This window comes from Clostridium sp. OM02-18AC, from assembly GCF_003481825.1.
Classification (GTDB): domain Bacteria; phylum Bacillota; class Clostridia; order Lachnospirales; family Lachnospiraceae; genus Brotaphodocola.
On record NZ_QULW01000005.1, the window covers coordinates 37,237 to 59,076 of the forward strand.

General features: G+C 49.1%; 16 protein-coding genes. 14 read left to right on the forward strand and 2 right to left on the reverse strand.

What is annotated here, in order from left to right; genetic code table 11:
* The first annotated feature begins 59 nt into the window (after positions 1–59).
* From DXB18_RS04985 to DXB18_RS05030, 10 genes are all read left to right on the forward strand, one after another.
* Positions 60–527, forward strand: coding sequence for a hypothetical protein (locus DXB18_RS04985; protein ID WP_118706357.1), 468 nt, complete (start codon positions 60–62; stop codon positions 525–527).
* Positions 528–686: 159 nt separating this feature from the next.
* Entirely contained in the window at positions 687–1,445 is a 759-nt protein-coding gene (locus DXB18_RS04990) for a lysophospholipid acyltransferase family protein (protein ID WP_118706359.1), read from the forward strand.
* A gap of 3 nt (positions 1,446–1,448) precedes the next feature.
* Positions 1,449–2,573, forward strand: coding sequence for a prephenate dehydratase domain-containing protein (locus DXB18_RS04995; protein WP_347560852.1), 1,125 nt, complete (start codon positions 1,449–1,451; stop codon positions 2,571–2,573).
* A gap of 126 nt (positions 2,574–2,699) precedes the next feature.
* Positions 2,700–4,259, forward strand: coding sequence for an exopolyphosphatase (locus DXB18_RS05000; RefSeq protein ID WP_243035146.1), 1,560 nt, complete (start codon positions 2,700–2,702; stop codon positions 4,257–4,259).
* A 3-nt stretch (positions 4,260–4,262) separates the two neighbouring features.
* The gene (locus DXB18_RS05005) at positions 4,263–6,404 is read left to right on the forward strand and encodes an RNA degradosome polyphosphate kinase (RefSeq protein ID WP_118706361.1); all 2,142 of its coding nucleotides are present in this window, start codon (positions 4,263–4,265) and stop codon (positions 6,402–6,404) included.
* A gap of 262 nt (positions 6,405–6,666) precedes the next feature.
* The gene (locus tag DXB18_RS05010; RefSeq protein WP_118540323.1) at positions 6,667–7,371 is read left to right on the forward strand and encodes a response regulator transcription factor; all 705 of its coding nucleotides are present in this window, start codon (positions 6,667–6,669) and stop codon (positions 7,369–7,371) included.
* Positions 7,361–8,509 carry a HAMP domain-containing sensor histidine kinase gene (locus DXB18_RS05015; protein ID WP_347560853.1) on the forward strand — a complete coding sequence of 383 codons (1,149 nt, stop codon included), beginning with the start codon at positions 7,361–7,363 and terminating at the stop codon, positions 8,507–8,509. The genes DXB18_RS05010 and DXB18_RS05015 overlap by 11 nt, the downstream gene beginning before the upstream one ends.
* A gap of 3 nt (positions 8,510–8,512) precedes the next feature.
* Entirely contained in the window at positions 8,513–10,972 is a 2,460-nt protein-coding gene (locus DXB18_RS05020) for a hypothetical protein (protein WP_118706363.1), read from the forward strand.
* Complete coding sequence (locus DXB18_RS05025; RefSeq protein WP_347560854.1) at positions 10,969–11,934, forward strand: ABC transporter ATP-binding protein; 966 nt, start codon at positions 10,969–10,971, stop codon at positions 11,932–11,934. Before DXB18_RS05020 ends, DXB18_RS05025 begins: the two co-directional genes overlap by 4 nt.
* Positions 11,912–12,802 carry an ABC transporter permease gene (locus DXB18_RS05030; RefSeq protein WP_118706367.1) on the forward strand — a complete coding sequence of 297 codons (891 nt, stop codon included), beginning with the start codon at positions 11,912–11,914 and terminating at the stop codon, positions 12,800–12,802. Before DXB18_RS05025 ends, DXB18_RS05030 begins: the two co-directional genes overlap by 23 nt.
* A gap of 107 nt (positions 12,803–12,909) precedes the next feature.
* Here DXB18_RS05030 and DXB18_RS05035 read toward each other — a convergent pair whose 3' ends face one another.
* On the reverse strand, positions 12,910–14,547 hold the full coding sequence (locus DXB18_RS05035) for a polysaccharide biosynthesis protein (RefSeq protein ID WP_118706369.1): 1,638 nt from the start codon (positions 14,545–14,547) through the stop codon (positions 12,910–12,912).
* Positions 14,548–14,792: 245 nt separating this feature from the next.
* Here DXB18_RS05035 and recJ point away from each other — a divergent pair, with 245 nt between their 5' ends.
* Both recJ and glyA read left to right on the forward strand, forming a co-directional pair.
* On the forward strand, positions 14,793–16,520 hold the full coding sequence (gene recJ / locus DXB18_RS05040; protein ID WP_243103172.1) for a single-stranded-DNA-specific exonuclease RecJ: 1,728 nt from the start codon (positions 14,793–14,795) through the stop codon (positions 16,518–16,520).
* A gap of 245 nt (positions 16,521–16,765) precedes the next feature.
* Complete coding sequence (gene glyA / locus DXB18_RS05045; protein ID WP_118706373.1) at positions 16,766–18,013, forward strand: serine hydroxymethyltransferase; 1,248 nt, start codon at positions 16,766–16,768, stop codon at positions 18,011–18,013.
* A gap of 42 nt (positions 18,014–18,055) precedes the next feature.
* Here glyA and DXB18_RS05050 read toward each other — a convergent pair whose 3' ends face one another.
* A complete protein-coding gene (locus DXB18_RS05050) occupies positions 18,056–19,006 on the reverse strand; it encodes a LysR family transcriptional regulator (RefSeq protein ID WP_118706375.1) in 951 nt (316 codons plus the stop codon).
* Between the two features lie 143 nt (positions 19,007–19,149).
* Here DXB18_RS05050 and DXB18_RS05055 point away from each other — a divergent pair, with 143 nt between their 5' ends.
* Complete coding sequence (locus tag DXB18_RS05055; RefSeq protein ID WP_182430478.1) at positions 19,150–20,457, forward strand: CapA family protein; 1,308 nt, start codon at positions 19,150–19,152, stop codon at positions 20,455–20,457.
* Complete coding sequence (locus DXB18_RS05060; protein ID WP_243103175.1) at positions 20,458–21,840, forward strand: Na+/H+ antiporter NhaC family protein; 1,383 nt, start codon at positions 20,458–20,460, stop codon at positions 21,838–21,840.

Here is a 21,840-nt window from a genome sequence, read left to right on the forward strand (position 1 = left end):
ATAAAAAAACAGGAAATCTGAACGGAATAAAATGCAGGAAAAAACGTTATATTAATCGTATGAACACATTAAAACGATTTCTATTTCATTTTTTCCTGTGTGGAGTTACCGGCTGGTGCCTGGAAGTAATCTTTACTTCCACAGAGTCCATCCTTGCCCATGACTGGCGGCTGATGGGGCAGACCTCGCTTCTGATGTTTCCGATTTATGGCTGCGGGGCTGTTCTGGCACCGATCGGCAGACTGGTTGACCGCTGGATCGGTGACGGACCGCTTAGTCCGGCGGACTGGATCATCCGGCATGGTCTGTTGTATATGGTACTTATTTTCACGGCAGAGTATCTGTCCGGTGCTTTTTTACAGTCGAAAGGAATCTGCCCCTGGGACTACACGGGGTATCAGACGAGTGTGAATGGTCTGATCCGTCTGGATTTTGCGCCGCTGTGGTTTCTGGCAGGACTCTTATTTGAACGGATCACCATGATCCGGAGCAGATGTCTGCCCGGGCGGAAACAGAAAGAGAACTGAGATGAAAAAAAGAGAGGCGAATGACTTGTTTTTGCCTCTCTTTTTTTATATACTGGAATCTACGGTATAAATCTAAAAATGGAGCAGTGAGAAAACATTGCTGTTTGCGCAACGCGTGAACTGCAACAAAAAACAGTTGCGAGACAAATGAGGTGTGGGATGATACGAGTAATACTGATTCTCCTGGTAGTTGTGGTATTTCTCCTGGTGAGTGCACTGCCGCTTCTGATCGGAGAAAAATATGTTTGGAAGAACAACGAAAACCGCCAGAAAGAATATGCGTTAAAGGTAGTGAAGCAGATTTTTTATATGATCTTCCGGTTGACTGGTTCTACGTTAACGGTAAAAGGATTTGAAAACATTCCGGATAAGCCGGTGCTTTATGTGGGCAACCATAGAAGCTATTTTGATATTGTGAGCGGCTATATTGTTGTGCCGGGGCAGACTGGCTTTGTGGCAAAAAAAGAAATGGAAAAGATTCCGCTTTTGCGTGACTGGATGCGCAACGTGAACTGTCTGTTCCTGGATCGTAAGGACATCAAAGCAGGTTTAAAGACGATCCTGGAAGGAATTGAAAAGGTAAAAGGCGGTTCCTCCATGTGGATCTTTCCGGAGGGAACCCGCTGCAAGGCAGAGGATCCGACGGAACTTCTGGGTTTTAAAGAAGGAAGCTTGAAGATTGCGGAGAAGTCCGGCTGTCCGGTCGTTCCGGTAGCCATTACCGGTACTGCTGAGATTCTGGAACAGCATTTCCCGTTTATCCGCCCGTCTCATGTGACGATGGAATTTGGAGAGCCATTTTACATCAAAGAACTCCCAGCGGAGGACCGGAAACGTGCCGGTGCATACACCGAGGCAAAAATCAAAGAAATGCTGGTAAGAGAGCAGGAAGAACGCCGGCAGATGCGGAGGGGATAAATCGTGGATTTAACGAAGTACAGAATGCAATTAGATGAAGTTGATAAAGAAATTGTAGAGTTGTTTGAAAAACGCATGGAAATCTGTGGGAAAGTGGCAGAAACCAAGATCGCTTCCGGCATGGCGGTATACGATGCAGAGCGGGAAAAACAGAAGCTGGCTGCGGTGAGTGCCTTGGCAAACAGTGAATTTAACCAGATTGCGGTGCATGAACTGTTTTCCCAGATGATGACCATCAGCCGGAAATACCAGTATTCCATTCTGGCGCAGCATGGTGTGGGTACCAAGCTGGGCTTTGACTGCCTGGATAAGCTTCCCATGGAAGGTGTGCGCGTGGTCTACCAGGGCGTAGAAGGTGCCTACAGCCACGCTGCGGCGATCAAGTATTTTGGGGAACATGCCAATATGTACCATGTACCGCAGTTTGAGGATGCGGTGCGGGAAGTCCAGCTGGGCAATGCGGATTATGCGGTTATGCCGATTGAAAATTCATCGGCTGGAGCGGTGGTCAATATGTATGATCTGCTGACCCGCTATGACAATTACATTGTGGCAGAGACGTTTGTCCCGGTCAATCATGTGCTGCTTGGCGTGCCTGGAGCGAAGCTTTCCGATATTAAGACGGTGTATTCCCATCCACAGGCACTGATGCAGTGTTCGGAGTTTTTGAATGATAATGGGTTAAAGCAGATCAGCGTGGAAAACACGGCGGTAGCTGCAAAGCGCGTCATTGCGGAGGGGGACAAGACCCAGGCGGCGATAGCCAGCGAGATCGCAGGAAAACTTTACGGATTAGAGCCGTTAAAGATGGCCATTCAGAACAATCATGGCAATACGACCCGGTTTATCATTCTGACAAACCGGAAAGTTTATTGTAAGAATGCAGGAAAGGTCAGCATCTGCTTTGAACTTCCGCACACCAGCGGTTCCCTGTTCAACATGCTGGGACATTTTATCTTCAACCATGTCAACATGATGATGATCGAGTCCCGGCCAGTCCCGGGGAAAAACTGGGAGTATCGTTTCTTTGTAGACATTGAGGGAAGCCTGCAGGATGCAGGTGTGGCAAATGCACTGCGCGGAATCGGCGCGGAGGCATTGAATTTTAAGATCCTTGGCAATTACTAATGCATAACGGTTCGGTAAAACCGCACGAGGCAGTGCGGATTTGCCGGGCCGTTATGCGCATTTGGAAGGTTTGCCTGGAAGCAGAAATGGATGGTGTGTGCGTTTTCGGGCAGGGAAGGAGAGCTTATGGTACGGACATTTGCAGCAATCGATGTCGGTTCTTTTGAACTGGAACTGGGCATCTATGAAATTACAGAAAAAGGGGTGATCCGTTCGGTCGATCAGGTAAAGCATATGATCGCACTCGGCAAGGACACCTACAACACTGGAAAGATCAGCTATCGCCTGGTAGAGGAAATGTGCCAGGTTTTAAAGGATTTTGTGCAGATCATGAAGGAGTATCAGGTGAAGGAATACCGGGCTTATGCGACCAGCGCCATGCGGGAGGCAAGAAACAGTCAGATCGTGCTGGAACAGCTCCGGGTCCGGACCGGTGTGGACGTAAAGATCATCAGCAACTCGGAGCAGCGTTTTATCAGCTACAAGGCGATCGCTGCAAAGGATGCGGAATTCCAGAAAAACATCCAGCGCGGAACTGCCATCGTGGATGTTGGTTTTGGAAGCATGCAGGCATCCCTGTTTGATAAAGACGCGCTGGTTTCCACCCAGAACCTGCCGCTCGGTGTGCTGCGCCTGCGGGAGCTGATCGCGCATGAGAAGCTCACTCAGCAGGGGGCACAGAACCTGATCGCAGAACTGATCGACAATGAACTGGTTACTTACCGGAAAATGTATTTAAAAGACCGTGAGGTGAAAAATCTGATCGCAATTGGGGAACCGATCCTTCCTCTTTACTATAAGATGGATGGCGGAAAGCGCTCCGAGCAGATTACGATTCAGGACTTCAACCAGTTTTATGAGCGGTTAAAGGGCATGACCCTGGCTCAGGCGGAAGACTTTTTTGATGTAAACGAGGAATACGCAAGCCTTCTGTTCCCGGCAGCAGCCATCTACAAGCGGATGCTGGAGATCACGGGGGCGGAGCTTATGTGGGTACCGGGCATCCGCATGACGGATGGCATGGCTGCCGAATATGCGGAGGACAAAAAACTGATCCGCTTTAACCATAGCTTTGAAAATGATATTATCGTGACATCTCGCAATATGGCAAAGCGTTATAAGTGCCATATGCCGCATATCCAGAATGTGGAAGAGGCTGCGCTGAAGGTATTTGACAGCTTAAAGAAATACCATGGTCTGGGACAGCGGGAACGCCTGCTTTTGCAGATCGCGGCAAATTTACATTCCTGCGGCAAGTTTGTTACCATGCGCGGCTCTACAGACTGTGGTTACAATATCATTATGGCGACTGAGATCATTGGTCTGTCGCATGTGGAGCGGGAAATTGTGGCGAATGTAGTAAAGTACCACCAGCAGAAATTCCGCTATAACGAGGTGGAGGTATCCGAGAAGCTATCCCGTGACAGCCGCCTGGTTTCCACGGAAGATCTTTCTATTGTAATTGCAAAGCTGACCGCCATTTTGCGGCTTGCCAATTCCATGGACCGTGGGCATGCGGGAAAACTGAAGGACTGCCGTCTGAACGTAAAAGATGGTCAGCTTCTGATTCAGACAGAATGTGCAGCAGATGTAACACTGGAATCCATATCGATTGCAGATAAGGGAGATTTCTTTGAAGAGATTTTTGGAATCCGTCCGGTTTTAAGACAAAAAAGGAGAGTGTAGGCCATGGCAGAGATTGATGAAAAATATCTGAAACCTGAAAATTATGTAAACCGTGAGCTGAGCTGGCTGGAATTCGATTTCCGGATTCTGGGCGAGGCGAGGGACAAGTCCATTCCACTGTTTGAGCGGTTGAAGTTCTTAAGTATTACCGCTTCCAACCTGGATGAATTTTTCATGGTGCGTGTGGCATCCTTAAAGGATATGGTCCATGCAAAATATAAGAAAACCGACATTGCCGGGCTGAAGGCAGAGCAGCAGCTGGAACTGATCGGGGCAAGAACGCATGAACTGGTGAATCTTCAGTATTCCACCTACAACCGCTCTCTTCTGGCTGCGTTAAAGCAGCAGGGACTGCAGGTCATCTGCGAGCATGAGGAGTTGTCTGAAAAGGACGGGGCCTTTGTGGATCAGTTTTTCCGGGAAGATGTATACCCGGTGCTGACCCCGATGGCAGTCGATTCTTCGCGTCCGTTCCCGCTCATCCGCAACAAATCCTTAAACATTGCGGCTCTGGTCCAGAAGAAGGACAGTGAGGAAGAGGAACTGGAATTTGCCATGGTGCAGGTACCGTCTGTGCTGCCGCGTATTGTGGAACTTCCGGAAGGCGCAGATGGAGAACGCCGCGTCATTCTCCTGGAAGAGATCATCGAGCGCAACATGAAAGATCTGTTCTTAAATTACAACATTGTCAGTGCCCATCCGTTCCGGATCATGCGAAATGCGGACTTTACGTTGGATGAAGAAGAGGCTGAGGACCTGCTGGAAGAGATCCAGAAGCAGTTAAAGAAACGCCAGTGGGGCGAAGTCATCCGCCTGGAAGTGGAAGAAAAGGTGGACAAGCGCCTGCTTAAGATCTTAAAGCGGGAGCTCGCAGTCAGCAATGAGGACATTTACGGGATCAGCGGTCCGCTGGATCTGACGTTCCTTATGAAAATGTACGGCATGAGTGGATTTGACAGCTTAAAGGCACCGTCCTATACTCCGCAGCCGGTACCGGCCTTCATGAATGACGACGATATCTTTACGAATATCCGCAAGGGCGATATTCTCCTGCATCATCCATACCAGACCTTTGATCCGGTTGTAGAACTGGTACAGAAGGCTGCAAAGGACCCGGATGTGCTGGCAATCAAGCAGACACTTTACCGTGTCAGCGGTCATTCTCCGATCGTGGCAGCTTTGGCAGAGGCAGCAGAAAATGGCAAGCAGGTATCGGTTCTGGTAGAGTTAAAGGCGCGGTTCGATGAGGAAAACAACATCAACTGGGCAAAGAAATTAGAGAAGGCCGGCTGCCATGTGATCTATGGTCTGGTTGGCTTAAAAACACACTGCAAGATCACGCTGGTGGTACGCCGTGAGGAAGATGGCATCCGCCGTTATGTCCATCTGGGAACCGGAAACTACAACGATTCCACTGCAAAGCTTTACACGGACTGTGGTCTTATGACCTGCCATCCGCTGATCGGGGAAGATGCAACGGCAGTCTTTAACATGCTGTCCGGCTATTCTGAGCCGCCGACCTGGAACCGCCTGATCCTGGCACCGCTGTGGCTGCGCAACCGCTGCGTCCGCATGATCCGCAGGGAAACTGCCCGCGCACGGGAAGGCAAACCAGCGCACATCATGGCGAAGATGAATTCCCTCTGCGACCGCGAGATCATTGCCTGCCTGTATGAGGCATCCTGTGCCGGTGTGAAGATCGAGCTGGTTGTCCGTGGTATCTGCTGTCTGAAAGCAGGCGTGCCGGGCTTAAGCGAAAATATTACGGTACATTCCATCGTAGGCAATTTCCTGGAGCACGCCCGGATCTTCTATTTTGAGAACGGCGGAAGCCCGGAGGTTTACATGGGAAGTGCCGACTGGATGCCGCGTAACTTAGACAAGCGTGTCGAGATCATGTTCCCGGTGGAGGATCCGGTATTAAAAGAGCAGGTGATCCACATCCTGAAGGTGCAGCTGGAGGATAATGTCAAGGCTCACATCCTGCAGCCGGATGGCACTTACGAAAAGATCGACAAGCGGGGCAAAGTTCTTGTAACCGCGCAGGAGCAGTTCTGCGAGGAGGCAATCGCCATGGCAAAGGCAGCTGTAAAACAGGACGATGTGCACAATACCCGGGTATTTGTGCCGGCAGAAAGCCACTAAGAAATTGCAGATAAAAACGAGAGTCATAGAAAGCTAGAAAGCATAGAAAGGAATGCGACCACAGGAAGGTGCATTCCTTTTTGTGTTGTTTTTCCTCTTCTTTCCGGAAATGTAATAAAAAAGTAAGGCAGTAAGACCTGATTTATGGTACACTTAAGCTTAGGAAAGTATGTTGCTGCTGGCATTTGCCTGAGCAGCAGCAGGGACCGGCATAACTGCAGGGGTTCCCGAATAACGATAGATACACGAGGAGGAATCAGTTATGACAGAAACCAACATTCTGGTAGTGGACGATGAACAGGAAATCGCCGATCTGGTGGAAATCTACCTGGTCAGCGACGGATATAAGGTATTTAAGGCATCCAATGCCCAGGAAGGACTTGACATTCTGGATAAGGAGGACATTCACCTCTGCCTTCTGGATATCATGATGCCGGGCATGAATGGCCTGGAAATGTGCAAAAAGATCCGGGAGACCAACAATATCCCGATCATCATGCTGAGTGCAAAATCCACGGATCTCGACAAAATCCTGGGACTTGGAACCGGCGCCGATGACTACGTGGTAAAACCGTTTAACCCGCTGGAACTGACGGCCCGGGTAAAATCCCAGCTGCGCCGTTATACCCAGTTAAACCCAAACAGCAATGTGCATGAGGCTGCAAAGAACGAGATCAGCATCCGCGGTCTCACGATCAACAAGGACAATCACAAGGTAACCGTTTACGATGAGGAAGTAAAACTGACCCCGATTGAGTTTGATATTCTGTATCTTCTGGCATCCAATCCGGGCAAGGTCTTCAGTACTGACGAGATCTTCGAGAAGGTCTGGAATGAGAAGGTTTACGAGGCAAACAACACGGTTATGGTACATATCCGCCGTCTCCGCGGCAAAATGAAAGAAGACGAGCGTCAGGACAAGATCATCACCACAGTGTGGGGGGTAGGATACAAAATTGAAAAATAACGGCAGAAAAACCGATCTGAGCCACCGTTACCATACGCGGGTCATCACCAATATCATCTACAGTACCCTGGTGGCCTGCCTGATCGATCTGTTTCTGGTTACAAACCTGACGATGCTGGCGGAGTATGCACAGCGTTCAGAACAGTCCAGTGCCCTGTTAAATATGGTCAGACAGTCGGACGTGGTAGTTATCCTGGTTTATGTGCTGATCGGCATTCTGGCTTTTTCAATCACGTTTCTGCTTTTGCAGGAAAAGTCAGCGGCATATATCGGGCGGATTTCCGATGCAGTAGAACGAATCTCCGAAGGAGACTTAAATACGCAGGTGGAAGTGGTCGGGGACGATGAATTTTCTTCCATGGCATCGAATCTGAATAAGATGGTGGAAGATATCCGCCGGCTGATGGACAAGGAGCGGGAGTCGGAGCGCACAAAAAACGAGCTGATCACCAATGTTGCCCATGACCTGCGCACACCGCTTACGTCCATCATTGGATATCTGGAGCTTTTATCCGGACAGGTGGTTTTGCCGCCGGATATGCAGAAAAAATACATAGATATTGCTTACAGCAAGGCAAAGCGCCTGGAAAAGCTGATCGAGGACCTGTTTGGTTTTACCAAGATGAATTACGGAAAGCTGGCCATGCATGTGTCGAAGGTGGATATCGTCAAGCTTTTAGGGCAGCTTCTGGAGGAATCGTACCCGAATTTTGCCAACAAAGGGCTTTCCTATGAGCTTCAGAGCAATGTACCGGCGAAGATCATCACGGCAGATGGAAATCTTTTGGCGCGCCTGTTTGACAACCTCATTAACAATGCCATCAAGTACGGCGCTGAAGGAAAACGGGTGACGGTGAAGGTGACGGCAGAGGCAGATACCGTACAGGTTTCCGTTGCGAACTATGGCTATGTGATCCCGGCAGAGGAGCTTCCGCTGATCTTTGACAAGTTCTACCGGGTAGAACAGTCCCGCTCGACCCATACCGGGGGAACTGGTTTGGGCCTTGCCATTGTAAAGAATATCGTAGATATGCACGGCGGAACCATCACGGTAAAAAGCGATTTAAACGGCACCGTGTTTACGGTAACGCTGCAGGTAAATTTTGATGTAGAGAAAGAACATTTCGGAGAACGGTAAAACATGACAAACGATCGAATTTTAAAACTCCGGACAGTCAGACCATTAAAAAAAGCCGCCGTTGCAGTTTTGACGGCCGGCTTTCTTAGCGGTCTGGCTTTTTGCGCTCCGGCCTGGGCACAGGAAGATCCGGTAAGTATGGATATCAACTATGGCTATGAGGACAGTGCCAAAGGAGGGCGTTACCTTCCGGTGCATGTTAGCATAGGAAATAACCAGGAAATCCCGGTGGATGGGACCCTGGAGATCAAGACCAGGGAGTCGGATGAAACGGTCTACCGTTACGATTACCATGTCAGCGTGGAAGCAGGAGCGCGTGCTGAGGAATGCTATTATATCCCACTTGGGACGGCAGCCGATGAGCTGGTACTCTCCCTGGTCGATGCATCCGAGACCGTACTCTTAAACCGTAAGGTGAAGCTGAATGTCAGCCGGGATGTCCCGGAATTGTTTGTCGGTATCTTATCCGATAATCCATGGGAACTGCATTACTTAAACGGAGTCGGCGTCAATTACAGTACGCTGCGGACCAGGACTTTTGAGCTTGACGGCGCAGAGTTCCCGGAAGATGAAGTCGGACTCAGCCAGTTCGATGTACTGGTTGTGAACGATTATAAACTCAGGGATCTTTCTGCCGGTCAGACATCGGCGATCATGAACTGGGTTCAGAATGGCGGCGTGCTGATTTTGGGAACCGGGGACCGGGTAGATGATACCTTGGGGCGCTTTGCACCGGAGCTTCTGGACGATTCCTATGGCACACCGAATATCACACATATCAATCTGGCAGAAGATTTTACCGCGGTGAATGAGCCGGGCGCCGGGATGCTGGCGATATCCTGTGTGGATGTACCGCTTCACGGCGGCAACGTCATTCTCTCCAGCAATGGCTTCCCGCTTCTGACTGCGGCTGCAAAAGAGCAGGGTATGGTTGCCGTGGCGGCCTTTGACCTGGGCGATATTGCAGAATTTTGCGAAAAACAGACCTCCTATGTGGACTATCTGTTTACGAACCTTTTGGGCGAAGAGCGGATCAACCAGCTGGCGGAGGTTGTATACAGCGGAAATTCCGGCTGTTTCTGGTCGGTTCAGGGACTGATCAACACCGGAGATGTGGATAAGCTCCCGAACCTCTGGCTGTATGTGGGGATAACCGGTCTGTACCTGATCATTCTCGGACCGGGTTTATACTTGTTTTTGCGCAGCCGCGGCCTTCAGAATCTGTACCGGAAGGGCGTGGTGATCGTGGCAGTGGCATTTTCCGGTCTGGTATATGTGCTGGGAATGCCGACTCGTTTCCGCTCCACCTTCTATACCTATGCAACGATTCAGGATGTAACCGATGATTATGTCACCGATACGACTTACATCAATATCCGGAATCCTTACAACCGTCCTTACACGGTAGAACTCGATCCGGAGTACCGTCTGCTTCCGATCACCAGGAGCAGCCAGTACACCGTGGGCGCAGAGTCACTGGATGTCGACGAACCGTACCAGATCGCGATCCGTACCGGGGAAGATGCCCTGACAGTGAAGGGGCAGAATATTTCCGCCTTTACGCCGCGCTATTTCCGTATGGAACGCCGCACAGAAAATACGGATCAGGTAGGAATCACGGGGGAAGTCGATTACTTTGAGGGGCAGATCCAGGGCAGCCTGACCAACCGTTTTCCTTATCCGATTGAGAACGCAACGCTGATTTTGTATGGCAATATGGTGCAGATCGGACGCATGGAGCCGGGCGAAACGAAAAAACTGGAGGATTACAAGCTGCTTCGTTATCCGCTGGGTGATTCTTATCTGGCAGCAGAACGCATTTCCGAAGAGGATACCTATGCGGCGGCTGATATCCGGAACAAGAGTTATATGCTGGCCGTGGAGCGCTCGAACCTGACCCGCTTTTACCTGGATAACTATTTAAACGGTTATACCGCCGACGCGCGCGTGATCGCTTTCAGCACCCAGAAAGAGGAAAGCCAGTTCCTGAAAAATCCGTCGGAGGAGACGTACGGGATTACCATGCTGACGCAGACGGTACCGGTCAACGCGTCCAGGGACCGTTCCATCTACCGCTCTGTGCTGATGAAAACGCCGAAGGTGACCGGCGGAAGCTATGATGCGGAGACAAATTCCATGAGCGGAGCAGAACCGCTGACCCTGGAATACCAGTTTGGAACCGATATCGAAGTGGAAAGCCTGACCTTCGAAACTGTTTCGGAAGAATTTTCGGATACTGGAAATGGAAGTCTGAGCCGGATCTTTACCGGAAGCATTTATTTCTATAACTATGGAACCGGCAATTTCGACAAGATGGAGTTAGAAGGAAAGACGCTGAATGTGGAGCAGTTAAAGCCGTACCTTTCTCCGGGCAATACGTTAACGGTGCGTTATGCCTACAATGGCGGAGGCTACGATGCGATCCAGCTTCCGATGCCGATGGTGGCAGGGAGGGAACGATGATGCTGAAGATTCAGGGATTACATAAAAAATATGGAAATTATCATGCCTTAGACGGACTTAGCATGGAACTTGGGGACGGCGTCCTGTTTGGATTCGTAGGACCAAACGGCGCCGGAAAGACTACCACGATCAAGATCATGACAGGGCTTTTAAAACCGGATCAGGGAACGGTCACGTTAGATGGCAGGGATGTGCTTGCAGATGCTGTAACTTTGCGGACCAGAATCGGCTATGTGCCGGATCATTTTGGAATGTATGACAATTTAAAGGTCTCCGAATACATGGAGTTTTTTGCCTCCTGCTATCATCTGGAAGGATTTGAGGCGAGAAAGCGCTCCCGCAATCTGCTGGAACAGGTAGGACTGGGCGATAAGCTGAATGCATTCGTGGATGGTCTTTCCCGCGGCATGCAGCAGAGACTCTGCCTTGCCCGTGCCCTGATCCACGATCCGGAGCTTTTGATCATGGATGAGCCGACGGCCGGACTGGATCCGCGGACGCATCTGGAGTTTCGCCAGATGGTCTGGGAACTTCACGAACAGGGAAAGACCATTCTCTTAAGTTCCCACAACCTGGCAGAACTTTCTGAACTGTGCACCGATATCGGGATCATCGATTCCGGGAAAATGGTGCTGTCCGGCAGTATGGATGAAATTATGGAGCGGATCTATACCTCCAAACAGATCATGATCCGCGTGCAGGGACAGATGGAAAAGGCAATTGCTTTCCTGAAAGACAACCCGCTGGTCCGTACCATAACCATCTGCGAGAAAGACATTATGGTGGGCTTTACCGGGGACGAACAGATGGAAAGTGAATTATTAAAGCAGATGATCGAAGCCGGCATTCCGGTGTGCGGCTTTGCGCGCGAGCCGGGCAGTCTGGAATCCATCTTCATGCAGATCACGGATCATAATAAGGAAAAGGTGGTGTTGTCCTATGAAGACGAATCCGGTCTATAAGCGGGAATGCATGGTGAGTGCCCGGAGCTTTAAGCTGGCGCTGGTGCTTTTGGTCTTTAATGGAATTCTGGCACTGGTGGCACTCTTAAATATGTATTCGGCGCTGACCCAGGTCCGCCTGACTGCAGAGGTGCAGTATACCGGATTTCTGGACCTCTACATGTTTGTGGCGGCACTGGAATTTCTGATGCTGATCCTGATCATGCCAGCGGTGACCGCGGGAAGCATCAGCGGGGAGCGGGAGCGCCAGACACTGGATCTGATTCTGACGACCTGCATGACACCGGCGGATATTGTGCTTGGAAAGCTGGAGGCAGCGCTTGGAACCATGTTTCTGATGGTGGTGTCCAGCCTTCCGGTCCTTGCCATGGTCTTTGTGTATGGCGGGGTACTTTTTTCGGATCTGATCCTGCTCTTATGCTGCTTCTTTGCAGCAGCTGTTTTTATGGGAAGCATTGGTCTGTGCTGTTCTGCGCTGTTTGGTCGTACGACTGCAGCGACTGTGGCAGCCTACGCTGTGACGGCTGTGCTGACAGCCGGGACTTACGGCTTCAATTTCCTGGCAGTATATATGAAACAGATGCATATGGGAGCTTATCTGACAGCCGCTGCTTCCGGCAGCGTATCGGGTGGTTCGGGTCCTCTTTTGTATATCCTGCTTGTGAATCCCATTGCAACCTTTGCACAGGTCATCGGCCGTCTGACCGCCGGGAACCAGAACTGGGTCCAGGTAGGAACCTGGTTCGGCAATCAGGCAAAGGGAACGCTCATAACGCACTGGATGGGAATCAGCATGGGGATCCAGATGTGTCTTGCGGTGCTGTTTGTATACTGCGCCGTGCGGGCCGTGGAGAGGAGCAGGTCCTAAATAAACAATATCGCACGATAATGAACGAGGGGCGAAAGTTCCCGCAGCCGCCATGCATGGCGGCTGTGGAAACTTTCGCCCCTTTGATACTTACTGTGCGATATTGTTTACATGAGGTGCAGTTTCCGGCACAGGCGCAGGATCCGCATTCCGAATGGCATGTCCGGGAGTTCTTCGGCGGTGACGGCTTTGGTCAGGATGATCAGGAGTCCGTAGATGACCATCGCGGCCGGAACACTGACGAGAAGTCCCAGCTGGTAATAGCCGGTGACATGTTCGATCACGTTATAGATCAGGAAGGCAGCGGTACCCATCAATGCGGCAGAAATTCCCGGAAGCAGGAAGGTCGTCCGCACTTCCTGGCGGTAGTGGAGTGCTCTTCCGATGGCGCGCCAGTTTAAGAGGCAGACCACCAGGGCAAAGCTTACATTGCCGATGACCAGGCCATAGACACCCCAGTTTAAATACTTTAACATGACATAGACCAGTGCGGCATGGATCACCAGGGAGATTGCAGAGTGCGTTACGGATTTGCGCATCAGGTCAATTCCCTGTAAAACCGCGTTGGTGACGGTAGAGAGGGAAAAGAAAATGACAGCCGGGGATCCTAACATCAACAGGTTGGTCGTCAGCTGACGGCTGTCGTGGAAAATCAGCCGCAGAACCGGAGTTGCCAGTGCCGCCATGCCGAACGCACAGGGAATCGCAATCAGCATGTTGAATTTGATGGTGAGGCGGATCTTGTACATGACATCCGCCTTGTTTTTCTGGGCGCGGGAGCGCACGATACTTGGGATCATGGAAGTACCCAGGGAGGAAGCTACGGCTACCGGTACATTGGAAAGCAGGCGGTATTTGCCGCCGTAGATGCCTAAGAGGGAAAGGCGTTCTTTTTCTGTAAGACCTTTTCCACTCATCAAGAAGCCGAACATGGAGTTATCCACAGAACCACTTAACTGATACACAAACTGGCTGAGAATGATCGGGGTCAGAGTCAGAAATAACGCGGTGTATATATGCTGCCAGCTTTCCAGGCGGTCTGTCTGCGGCTTCCGGAAAGCTGCCGCATTCTGTTTGCGGTAAAGGAACATCAAAAGAGTCAGGAATACAAAGGCAGCCAGTGCGCCGGAAAGGGTACCGAGGGTACCGCCCGCAGCGCCGTAGGCAGCCGGAGTTTCCCGGTTTGCAAACCAGTGCATGAAAGCAAAGGAAGCAGCTACGCTGATGACGGCATTTACGACCTGCTCAATAACCTGGGAGATGGAGGTCGGTACCATATTGCCAAGTCCCTGGAAATAGCCGCGCACCACACCCATAATGGAAAAGACCAGAATGGTCGGTGCCATAACTTTCAGCGGCAGGGCACTGTTGGGGCTGTTAAAGATGTGGACGGTGATCCAGTCTGCGCCAAACAGCAAAAACAGGGTCATAAGGCCACCGGCGATAAGGCCAAAGAGCAGACCTGCCCGGAAAACACGCTGGACATCCTGAATCTTGCCGTGCACGCGTCTTGCTGCGATCAGCTTGGAAATGGCGAGCGGCAGACTGTAGGAAGACAGGATCAGACCAATGTTATAAATTTCGTAGGCTGTGTTGTAGTAACCGATTCCTTCGTCTCCGATGGCGCGGGTCATGGGAATCTTGTAGAGAAGTCCGATAAAGCGGACGATGATACCGGCTGCGGCGAGAATGCTTCCCTGTACCAGGAAGTTGCCGGAGTCGGATTTTTCCTTATTGTTACCCATACGTAAATTTCTCCTTTAGTAATTGCATCTGGACAAAACGATATCTGTATATAGAAAAAGTTTTGCCGGAACAGTAACAGTATATCCCATCGGCGGTATGATTGCAATCTGGAAATGGGAGGGGAGATATGGTAGAATGATTACTGTTGTGACCTGGCTTGTTCCGGACGGACAAGTCTGGCAGAGCATGGATTTTCGTTGGGTCGCGGCATGTTTTGATAGTTATGAAAGGATCATGATATTATATGAAGAATAATCAGGAGTCTGTCTGGATGCTTCAGACAAAACGGGCAGATTTTAACGGAATCGCCACACGCTTTCATATCAGTCCGGTCACGGCGCGTATCCTGCGGAACCGTGATGTAGAAGGCGAGAAAGCGATTGACCGTTATTTAAATGGAAGCATCGACCAGCTTTACGATCCCCACCAGATGAAGGATATGGACAAGGCGGCTGCTTTGATCCTGGAAAAGATCCGGCAGGGGGTCCGCATCCGCATTGTGGGTGATTACGATATCGATGGGGTGTGTTCTACCTATCTTTTGTATCGGGGACTGACCCGGTGCGGCGGGCAGGTCGATTACCAGATTCCGGAGCGCATCCGCGATGGGTACGGGATCAACGAATCCATCATCCAAAAGGCAAAGGAAGACGGCATCGACACCATTGTCACCTGTGACAACGGCATTGCGGCGCTGGAACAGATCAAGCTGGCAAAAGAACTTGGCATGACGGTGATTGTGACCGATCACCATGAGGTAGTCCGCGCGGAGGACGGCAGCCAGATTCTGCCACAGGCAGATGCAGTCGTGAACCCGCACCGGGACGACTGTTCGTACCCGTTTGCCGGAATCTGCGGTGGTGTTGTTGCATACAAACTGGTGCAGGTGCTCTATGAACAGAGCGGGCTACCAAAGCAGGAATGGCTGGACATGCTGGAATTTGCAGCCATTGCAACCGTCGGTGATGTGATGAAGCTGCAGGATGAGAACCGCATCATTGTGCGCTGGGGCTTAAAGCAGATGCCGTATACCGCCAGCGCCGGTCTGCGGGCGCTGGTGGAAGCCTGTGGTCTGGATATCTTCGACCTGACAGCGTATCACATCGGCTTTGTGATCGGACCATGCCTAAATGCGAGTGGACGGTTAAAGACCGCACAGCTGGCACTGGAGCTGTTGCTGTGCGGAGAGAATGATTCCCGGGCAGAAGCGCTGGCGACAGAACTCAAAAATCTGAACGAGGAGCGCAAGGACATGACCCAGGCCGGTATGGAGCAGGCTTTTGAGCAGGTCGATACTGAGCTTTCCGAGGACGATGTTCTGGTCGTATACCTGCCGGACTGTCACGAATCCCTGGCGGGAATTATTGCCGGAAGAGTGCGCGAAGCTTACAATAAGCCTTCGTTTGTACTGACAAAGGGTGAGGACTGTGTAAAAGGTTCCGGACGTTCCATTGAAAGCTACCATATGTATAAGGCACTGTGCGGTGTGCAGGATCTGCTTCTGAAATTCGGAGGCCATCCGATGGCAGCCGGTTTCTCTTTAAAAGAGGAAAATGTGGAAGCATTCCGCCGCCGCTTAAATGAGCAGTCCACACTTACGAAAGAAGATTTCATTCCAAAGATCTGGATCGATGTGGCAATGCCGCTGGAATGCATATCCGAAGCGCTGGTAAACGAGTTAAAGAGCCTGGAGCCGTTTGGGCAGGGCAATGAAAAGCCGCAGTTTGCCCAGAAAAATTTGCGTATCCGCAGTGTGCGGGCCATCGGCCGCAACAACAATGCCGTCCGGATGACGGTGGTGACCGAGCAGGGGCGACCCATGGAAGCTATGGTCTTCACCGTGGCAGACGAGTTCGTGGAAGAGGCAAAAGCAAGCCGGAGCATCGATGTGGTCTACTACCCGGATATCAATGAGTATAATGGGAACCGCACACTGCAGATTGTGGTGCGGGCATATAAGCTACATTTTTGAATCTTCTTTCTTGACACATGGAAAGCACTGTACTATAATCGACTGTAAATAACTGCGAAGGCGCTGGAAAAACCTGTAAATGGCAATGATCCAGTGCCTTTGTCACAACATGGCAGTCCGGCATTTCGGAATTGCCGCATGGTGCAACGGTTTTATTTCTTTGAGGTTACATAATCACAACAAAGGAAAGTGGATGCCTGGAGAGAACCAGAGAGCGGGTATCTGCGGAAAAGGAGACAAAGTCCATGGTAAATGAGGTAATGAAGTTTATCGAAAACTATGACCCGGAAGTCGGCAAGGCAATCGAGCAGGAAGCCGCACGTCAGAGAAGAAATCTGGAGCTGATCGCTTCTGAGAACATCGTATCTGAGCCGGTCATGATGGCAATGGGAACCGTACTGACAAACAAATATGCAGAGGGTTACTCTGGAAAGCGCTATTACGGCGGCTGCCAGTACATCGATGTGGTAGAGACCATTGCAATCGAGCGTGCAAAGAAGCTGTTCGGCTGTGAGTATGCCAACGTTCAGCCGCACTCTGGCGCACAGGCAAACATGGCAGTATTCCTGGCTATGTTAAAACCGGGTGACACCGTACTCAGCATGAGCCTCGACCATGGCGGTCATCTGTCTCACGGAAGCCCAGTGAACTTTTCCGGTCTTTACTTCAACATCGTATCCTATGGTGTAAACGATGAGGGCTTCCTCGATTACGACCAGGTAGAGCGTCTGGCTGTAGAGCATAAGCCGAAACTGATCCTTGCAGGCGCAAGTGCATACGCAAGAGAGATCGACTTTAAGCGTTTCCGCGAGATTGCAGACAAGGTTGGCGCATACCTCATGGTAGATATGGCACACATCGCAGGTCTGGTAGCAGCAGGCGAGCATATGAGCCCAATCCCGTACGCAGATGTGGTAACCACCACCACCCACAAGACCCTGCGCGGACCGAGAGGCGGCATGATCCTGGCAAGCAAGGAGTCTGCTGACAAGTTCAACTTCAACAAAGCCATTTTCCCGGGAACCCAGGGCGGTCCGTTAGAGCATGTGATCGCAGCAAAGGCAGTATGCCTGGGCGAGGCATTGAAGCCAGAGTTCACCGAGTATCAGAAACAGGTTCGCAAGAATGCGAAGGCACTGGCAGCAGCACTGGTTGAACGGGGATTCAAGCTGTTAACCGGCGGTACCGACAACCACTTAATGTTAGTAGACCTGCGCGGCATGGATATCTCTGGTAAGGAACTTCAGAACCGTTGTGATGAAGTCTTCATCACCCTGAACAAGAACACCGTTCCGAATGAGCCGAGAAGCCCGTTCGTAACCTCTGGTGTCCGCATCGGAACTCCGGCTGTTACCACCCGTGGCTTAAAGGAAGAGGATATGCCGAAGATCGCAGAGTGTATCTGGCTGGCAGCAACCGATTTCGAGAACAAGGCAGATTACATCCGCGGCGAAGTAATGAAGCTGTGCGAGAAATATCCGCTGTACGAATAAAATCAAATGATCATTGCGGCATAAAAAACACCGTTGAAAAGCCTAGTTTAGCTGGCTTTTCGACGGTGTTTTTTCGATGGAGCGCTGTGAATCACAAAGCAGTTTTGTAATTTCTTTTTTTACAGTGTGGAAATATTTGCCATCCATTACATGATCCAGGCATTCCAGATACCAGTTAACCCGGATGGGTTTTTTACTTAGGGAGTAGAATGCAATATTGGATAATGATGGAAAAGTATTCAGATAACTCCTAAACGTAAAACAGCATCCGATTCCTGCAGCTGCATTCTGCATGGATATTTCCAGGTTGTTTAATGTAGAGAAATGGGAATAGTCAATGTTATTTGTTTTTAAAAACTGAATTACAAAGGAATATATATTCTGTGTTTCTCCCGGAAGAAAAATCTGTTCCCTGGGAATTTTGGTCAGATCTGTCAGTGGAAAACGATTTTCTCCGAGATATTCATGACCCAGATTCCATGTTGCAGGGCAGGCGAAAAGAAGTTCGTCTTTCCCAACAAAAACCTGTTGAAATTTTGGCATACCGGGTGTGGTAAGCAGAATCATATCTAATTGGCCTTTGTTGAGCATATCCCGCAACCGGTCTGCTTTGTCCACGGTCAGATGGAGTTCCAGATTCGGAAATATCGTGTGGAGTGTTTCTTGCAGAGGAATCCATAGATAAGCGGCAGATCGCTTATACATACCGATGGATATGCAATTCTCTTTTCTGTTATGCAATCTTCCTAATTGCGTAGAAAAATCCTGATCAATTTCCAAGATTTTTTGGCAGCGCTCGATATATTTTTTACCAATATCGGTTGGGACGAAGCGTTGTTTGTGCCTGCAAAATAAATCAATTCCGAGCTCTTTTTCAAGGTGGCTTATATACATACTAAGCGCAGGGGCAGAAATATATAGTTTTTCGGCTGCTTCTCGAATGGTGCCATATTTCGCAAGAGCACATACATATTTTTCATCTTTCAGTGACAAAATAATTCCCCTTCTATTAAAAATAAGTAAATATGATGATTAAGTTTTCCTTAATTATAGATTAACATAATGTACTGTCTCTGGCAAGGGCTGTTTGATACAATTATGATATCGGATATTAATATAAAGGAGGGATGAATCATTTGAAAACGGTATTTACTACTTGTGGAGACGCATTGATTATGCATCGTCTTCCGCCAAATTATCCAGGACAGAAGCAGATTCGGGACTATCTGCAGACTGGTGATTTTCGAATTGTTAATCTTGAAACTACCATCACCGATAAAAACTGTTATCCTTCTACATTTTCTGGTGGGACATGGTTGACTGCGGAAGCATCAGTATTAGAAAGTCTGGAAAATTTTGGCTTTAATCTTTTTGGTATTGCCAACAACCACATGCTGGACTATTCGTATCCTGGATTGTTTCAGACACTTTCGACTCTTCGTGAACGCAAGCTTGCCTTTACCGGTGCAGGCGAAAGCCTGGAGCAGGCGTCAAAAGCTGCAATCACAGAGTCATCGGCTGGAAGAAGCGCGTTGATTGCGCTTACGTCCACTTTCGATGATTCGGCCAGAGCGGGAGTCCAGGGACCTTATCTTCCAGCCCGTCCTGGTATTAATCCTATGCGTTTTGAACAGAGATATTTACTAAATAAAGAGCATATGGAGCAGTTAAAGAAAATTGCCGATGTCTGTGATGTGAACGTGAAGAATAAACGAAGATTGAAAACAGGCTATAAACTTCAGGAAGATGATAGTATCTTTGAATTTAAAGACATGAAATTCTGTCTTAATGATCAGGAGGGGAAAATCACGATTCCTTCCGCTGTAGATTTGGATCGGACTCTTCGTGCAATTAGGGAATTAAAACGAGAGGTGGAACATGTTGTGGTCATGCTTCATTCTCATGAAATGAAAGATGATAATATGGAATCCATTGAGGATTTTGTCAAGGAATGTTCCCATGCGTTTATTGATGCCGGGGCCAGTATCGTATTGGGTGGAGGATGCCATCAATTGAAAGGGATTGAACTTTACAAAGGCAAACCAATTTTCTATTCCCTGGGTAATTTTATTTATCAGAATGAGTTTGTTGATGTTCTGCCGCCAGATTTCATGGATAAATACAAGCTTCCATATACCACTACTGCACGGGAAGCCATTGCCTATCGAAAGTCCAAGGCTCGAAACGGCGGTCAGCAGTCAAAAGAAAACTTCCTGTCTGTGCTGCCGCGGATAATCATGGAAGATGATCAGTGTATTGGTATTGAGATGATGCCGATTTCTCTTGGATATGAACGGTCACGTTCTTTTAAAGCAATTCCAACTCCTGCCAATGAAGCTGACAGCAGGCTTATTTATCAGACACTGGTTCGTCTCAGTGCACCATTGGGTACGGAATTGTATATGGAAAATGAAATGATCAAAATACGAATGGAGGAGAAGTAAATGAAAAAGTTCAAAATGCCTCACGCACTGGTTATTATGGTAATGATTATTTTACTGGCCGTTGTAATGACCTGGATTGTACCTGCTGGTCAGTTTGCACGTATTGAAAATGCAGAAGGCGTAAAAGTGGTTGATCCTGCTTCTTTTCAGTATTTGGAAAGTTCTCCAGTCAGTCTGCTCAAAGTTCCAAAGATGATCGTAGAATCTCTGATTTCAAAAATCGATCTGATGTACACGGTTATTTTTGCTGGTGCAGCCTTCCATATGATTGCAAAATCCGGTGCTCTGCAGGTCCTGGTTGGTTCCACAGCAGGCAAATTCCGTAATAAGGCATATTTGTTTGTTCCCGTTATGACTGCTGCTTTTGCTGTAATTTGTTCTACGCAAGCGGTCAATCATTTTATTGCTTTTGCACCGGTTATGGTCGTTATTGCTATGGGAATGGGATTTGATTCTATAGTGGGAGTGGCCATTATTCTGTTAGGTGGTGCGATTGGTTTTTCTACTGCTGGTTTGAACATCAATACAGCGGTATTGGCTCAAAAAATTGCGGAAATTCCAGTCTATTCCGGTTTGCGCTATCGTGCGTTTTGTTTTGTGGTATTTTTGGTTGTGACTTGCCTGTACCTGGTTAATTATGCCAGAAAGATCAGTAAAAATCCTGAACTTAGTCCAGTATATGATATTGACCAGAAACGGGAAGACAGGGTTGCAGATCTGAGTGTTTTTGGAAAAATGGATTGGAGAAAGGTCTGCGTTCTTCTCGTCCTTCTGGCTTCGTTAATTGGTTTAATTGTTGGAAATACGAAATTGGGCTGGGATTTGGAAGAATATGCGGCTCTGTTCCTTGTTGTTACTTTGGTGGAAGGTCTGTTACTGGGATTGAGACCATCCCAGATTGCTTCTGAATTTATCAATGGATGTAAAACCATGTTGGGTGCCGCTTTTCTCATTGGTTTCGCAGGGACCATTGCTTCCGTGCTGAAAGCTGGCGGTATTATCGATACCATTATTTTTGCTTCCAGTAATCTGCTGAACCATGTGCCGAGATTTTTGTTAGGACCTGCTATGTTCCTGGTAAATGTTCTTGTAAACTTGGTGATTGTTTCTGGCAGTGGACAGGCTACAGCGGTTATGCCGATCATGGCACCTCTTGCAGATCTTGTTGGCATTACCCGGCAAACATCTGTACTGGCATTTACCTTTGGTGATGGTTTCTGTAATTATATTCTGCCTCATTCTTCCGCTTTGATGGGTATTTTAGGTGCTGCAAATATTCCATATGATCGTTGGATGAAGTTTATGTGGAAGTTGTTTGTTATCTGGCTGCTTCTTGGAAGCATCTTGTGTTCTATTGCGCAGATAATTGGTTACGGGGCATAA

Excerpts from the sequence above, each read along its gene's own strand:
- DXB18_RS04990 (WP_118706359.1), top strand. The coding sequence starts at position 687 with ATGATACGAGTAATACTGATTCTCCTGGTAGTTGTGGTATTTCTCCTG.
- recJ (WP_243103172.1), top strand. The coding sequence starts at position 14,793 with ATGAAGAATAATCAGGAGTCTGTCTGGATGCTTCAGACAAAACGGGCA.
- DXB18_RS05000 (WP_243035146.1), top strand. The coding sequence starts at position 2,700 with ATGGTACGGACATTTGCAGCAATCGATGTCGGTTCTTTTGAACTGGAA.
- DXB18_RS05035 (WP_118706369.1), bottom strand. The coding sequence starts at position 14,547 with ATGGGTAACAATAAGGAAAAATCCGACTCCGGCAACTTCCTGGTACAG.
- DXB18_RS05010 (WP_118540323.1), top strand. The coding sequence starts at position 6,667 with ATGACAGAAACCAACATTCTGGTAGTGGACGATGAACAGGAAATCGCC.
- DXB18_RS05020 (WP_118706363.1), top strand. The coding sequence starts at position 8,513 with ATGACAAACGATCGAATTTTAAAACTCCGGACAGTCAGACCATTAAAA.
- DXB18_RS05060 (WP_243103175.1), top strand. The coding sequence starts at position 20,458 with ATGAAAAAGTTCAAAATGCCTCACGCACTGGTTATTATGGTAATGATT.
- DXB18_RS05005 (WP_118706361.1), top strand. The coding sequence starts at position 4,263 with ATGGCAGAGATTGATGAAAAATATCTGAAACCTGAAAATTATGTAAAC.
- glyA (WP_118706373.1), top strand. The coding sequence starts at position 16,766 with ATGGTAAATGAGGTAATGAAGTTTATCGAAAACTATGACCCGGAAGTC.
- DXB18_RS05030 (WP_118706367.1), top strand. The coding sequence starts at position 11,912 with ATGAAGACGAATCCGGTCTATAAGCGGGAATGCATGGTGAGTGCCCGG.
- DXB18_RS04985 (WP_118706357.1), top strand. The coding sequence starts at position 60 with ATGAACACATTAAAACGATTTCTATTTCATTTTTTCCTGTGTGGAGTT.
- DXB18_RS05025 (WP_347560854.1), top strand. The coding sequence starts at position 10,969 with ATGATGCTGAAGATTCAGGGATTACATAAAAAATATGGAAATTATCAT.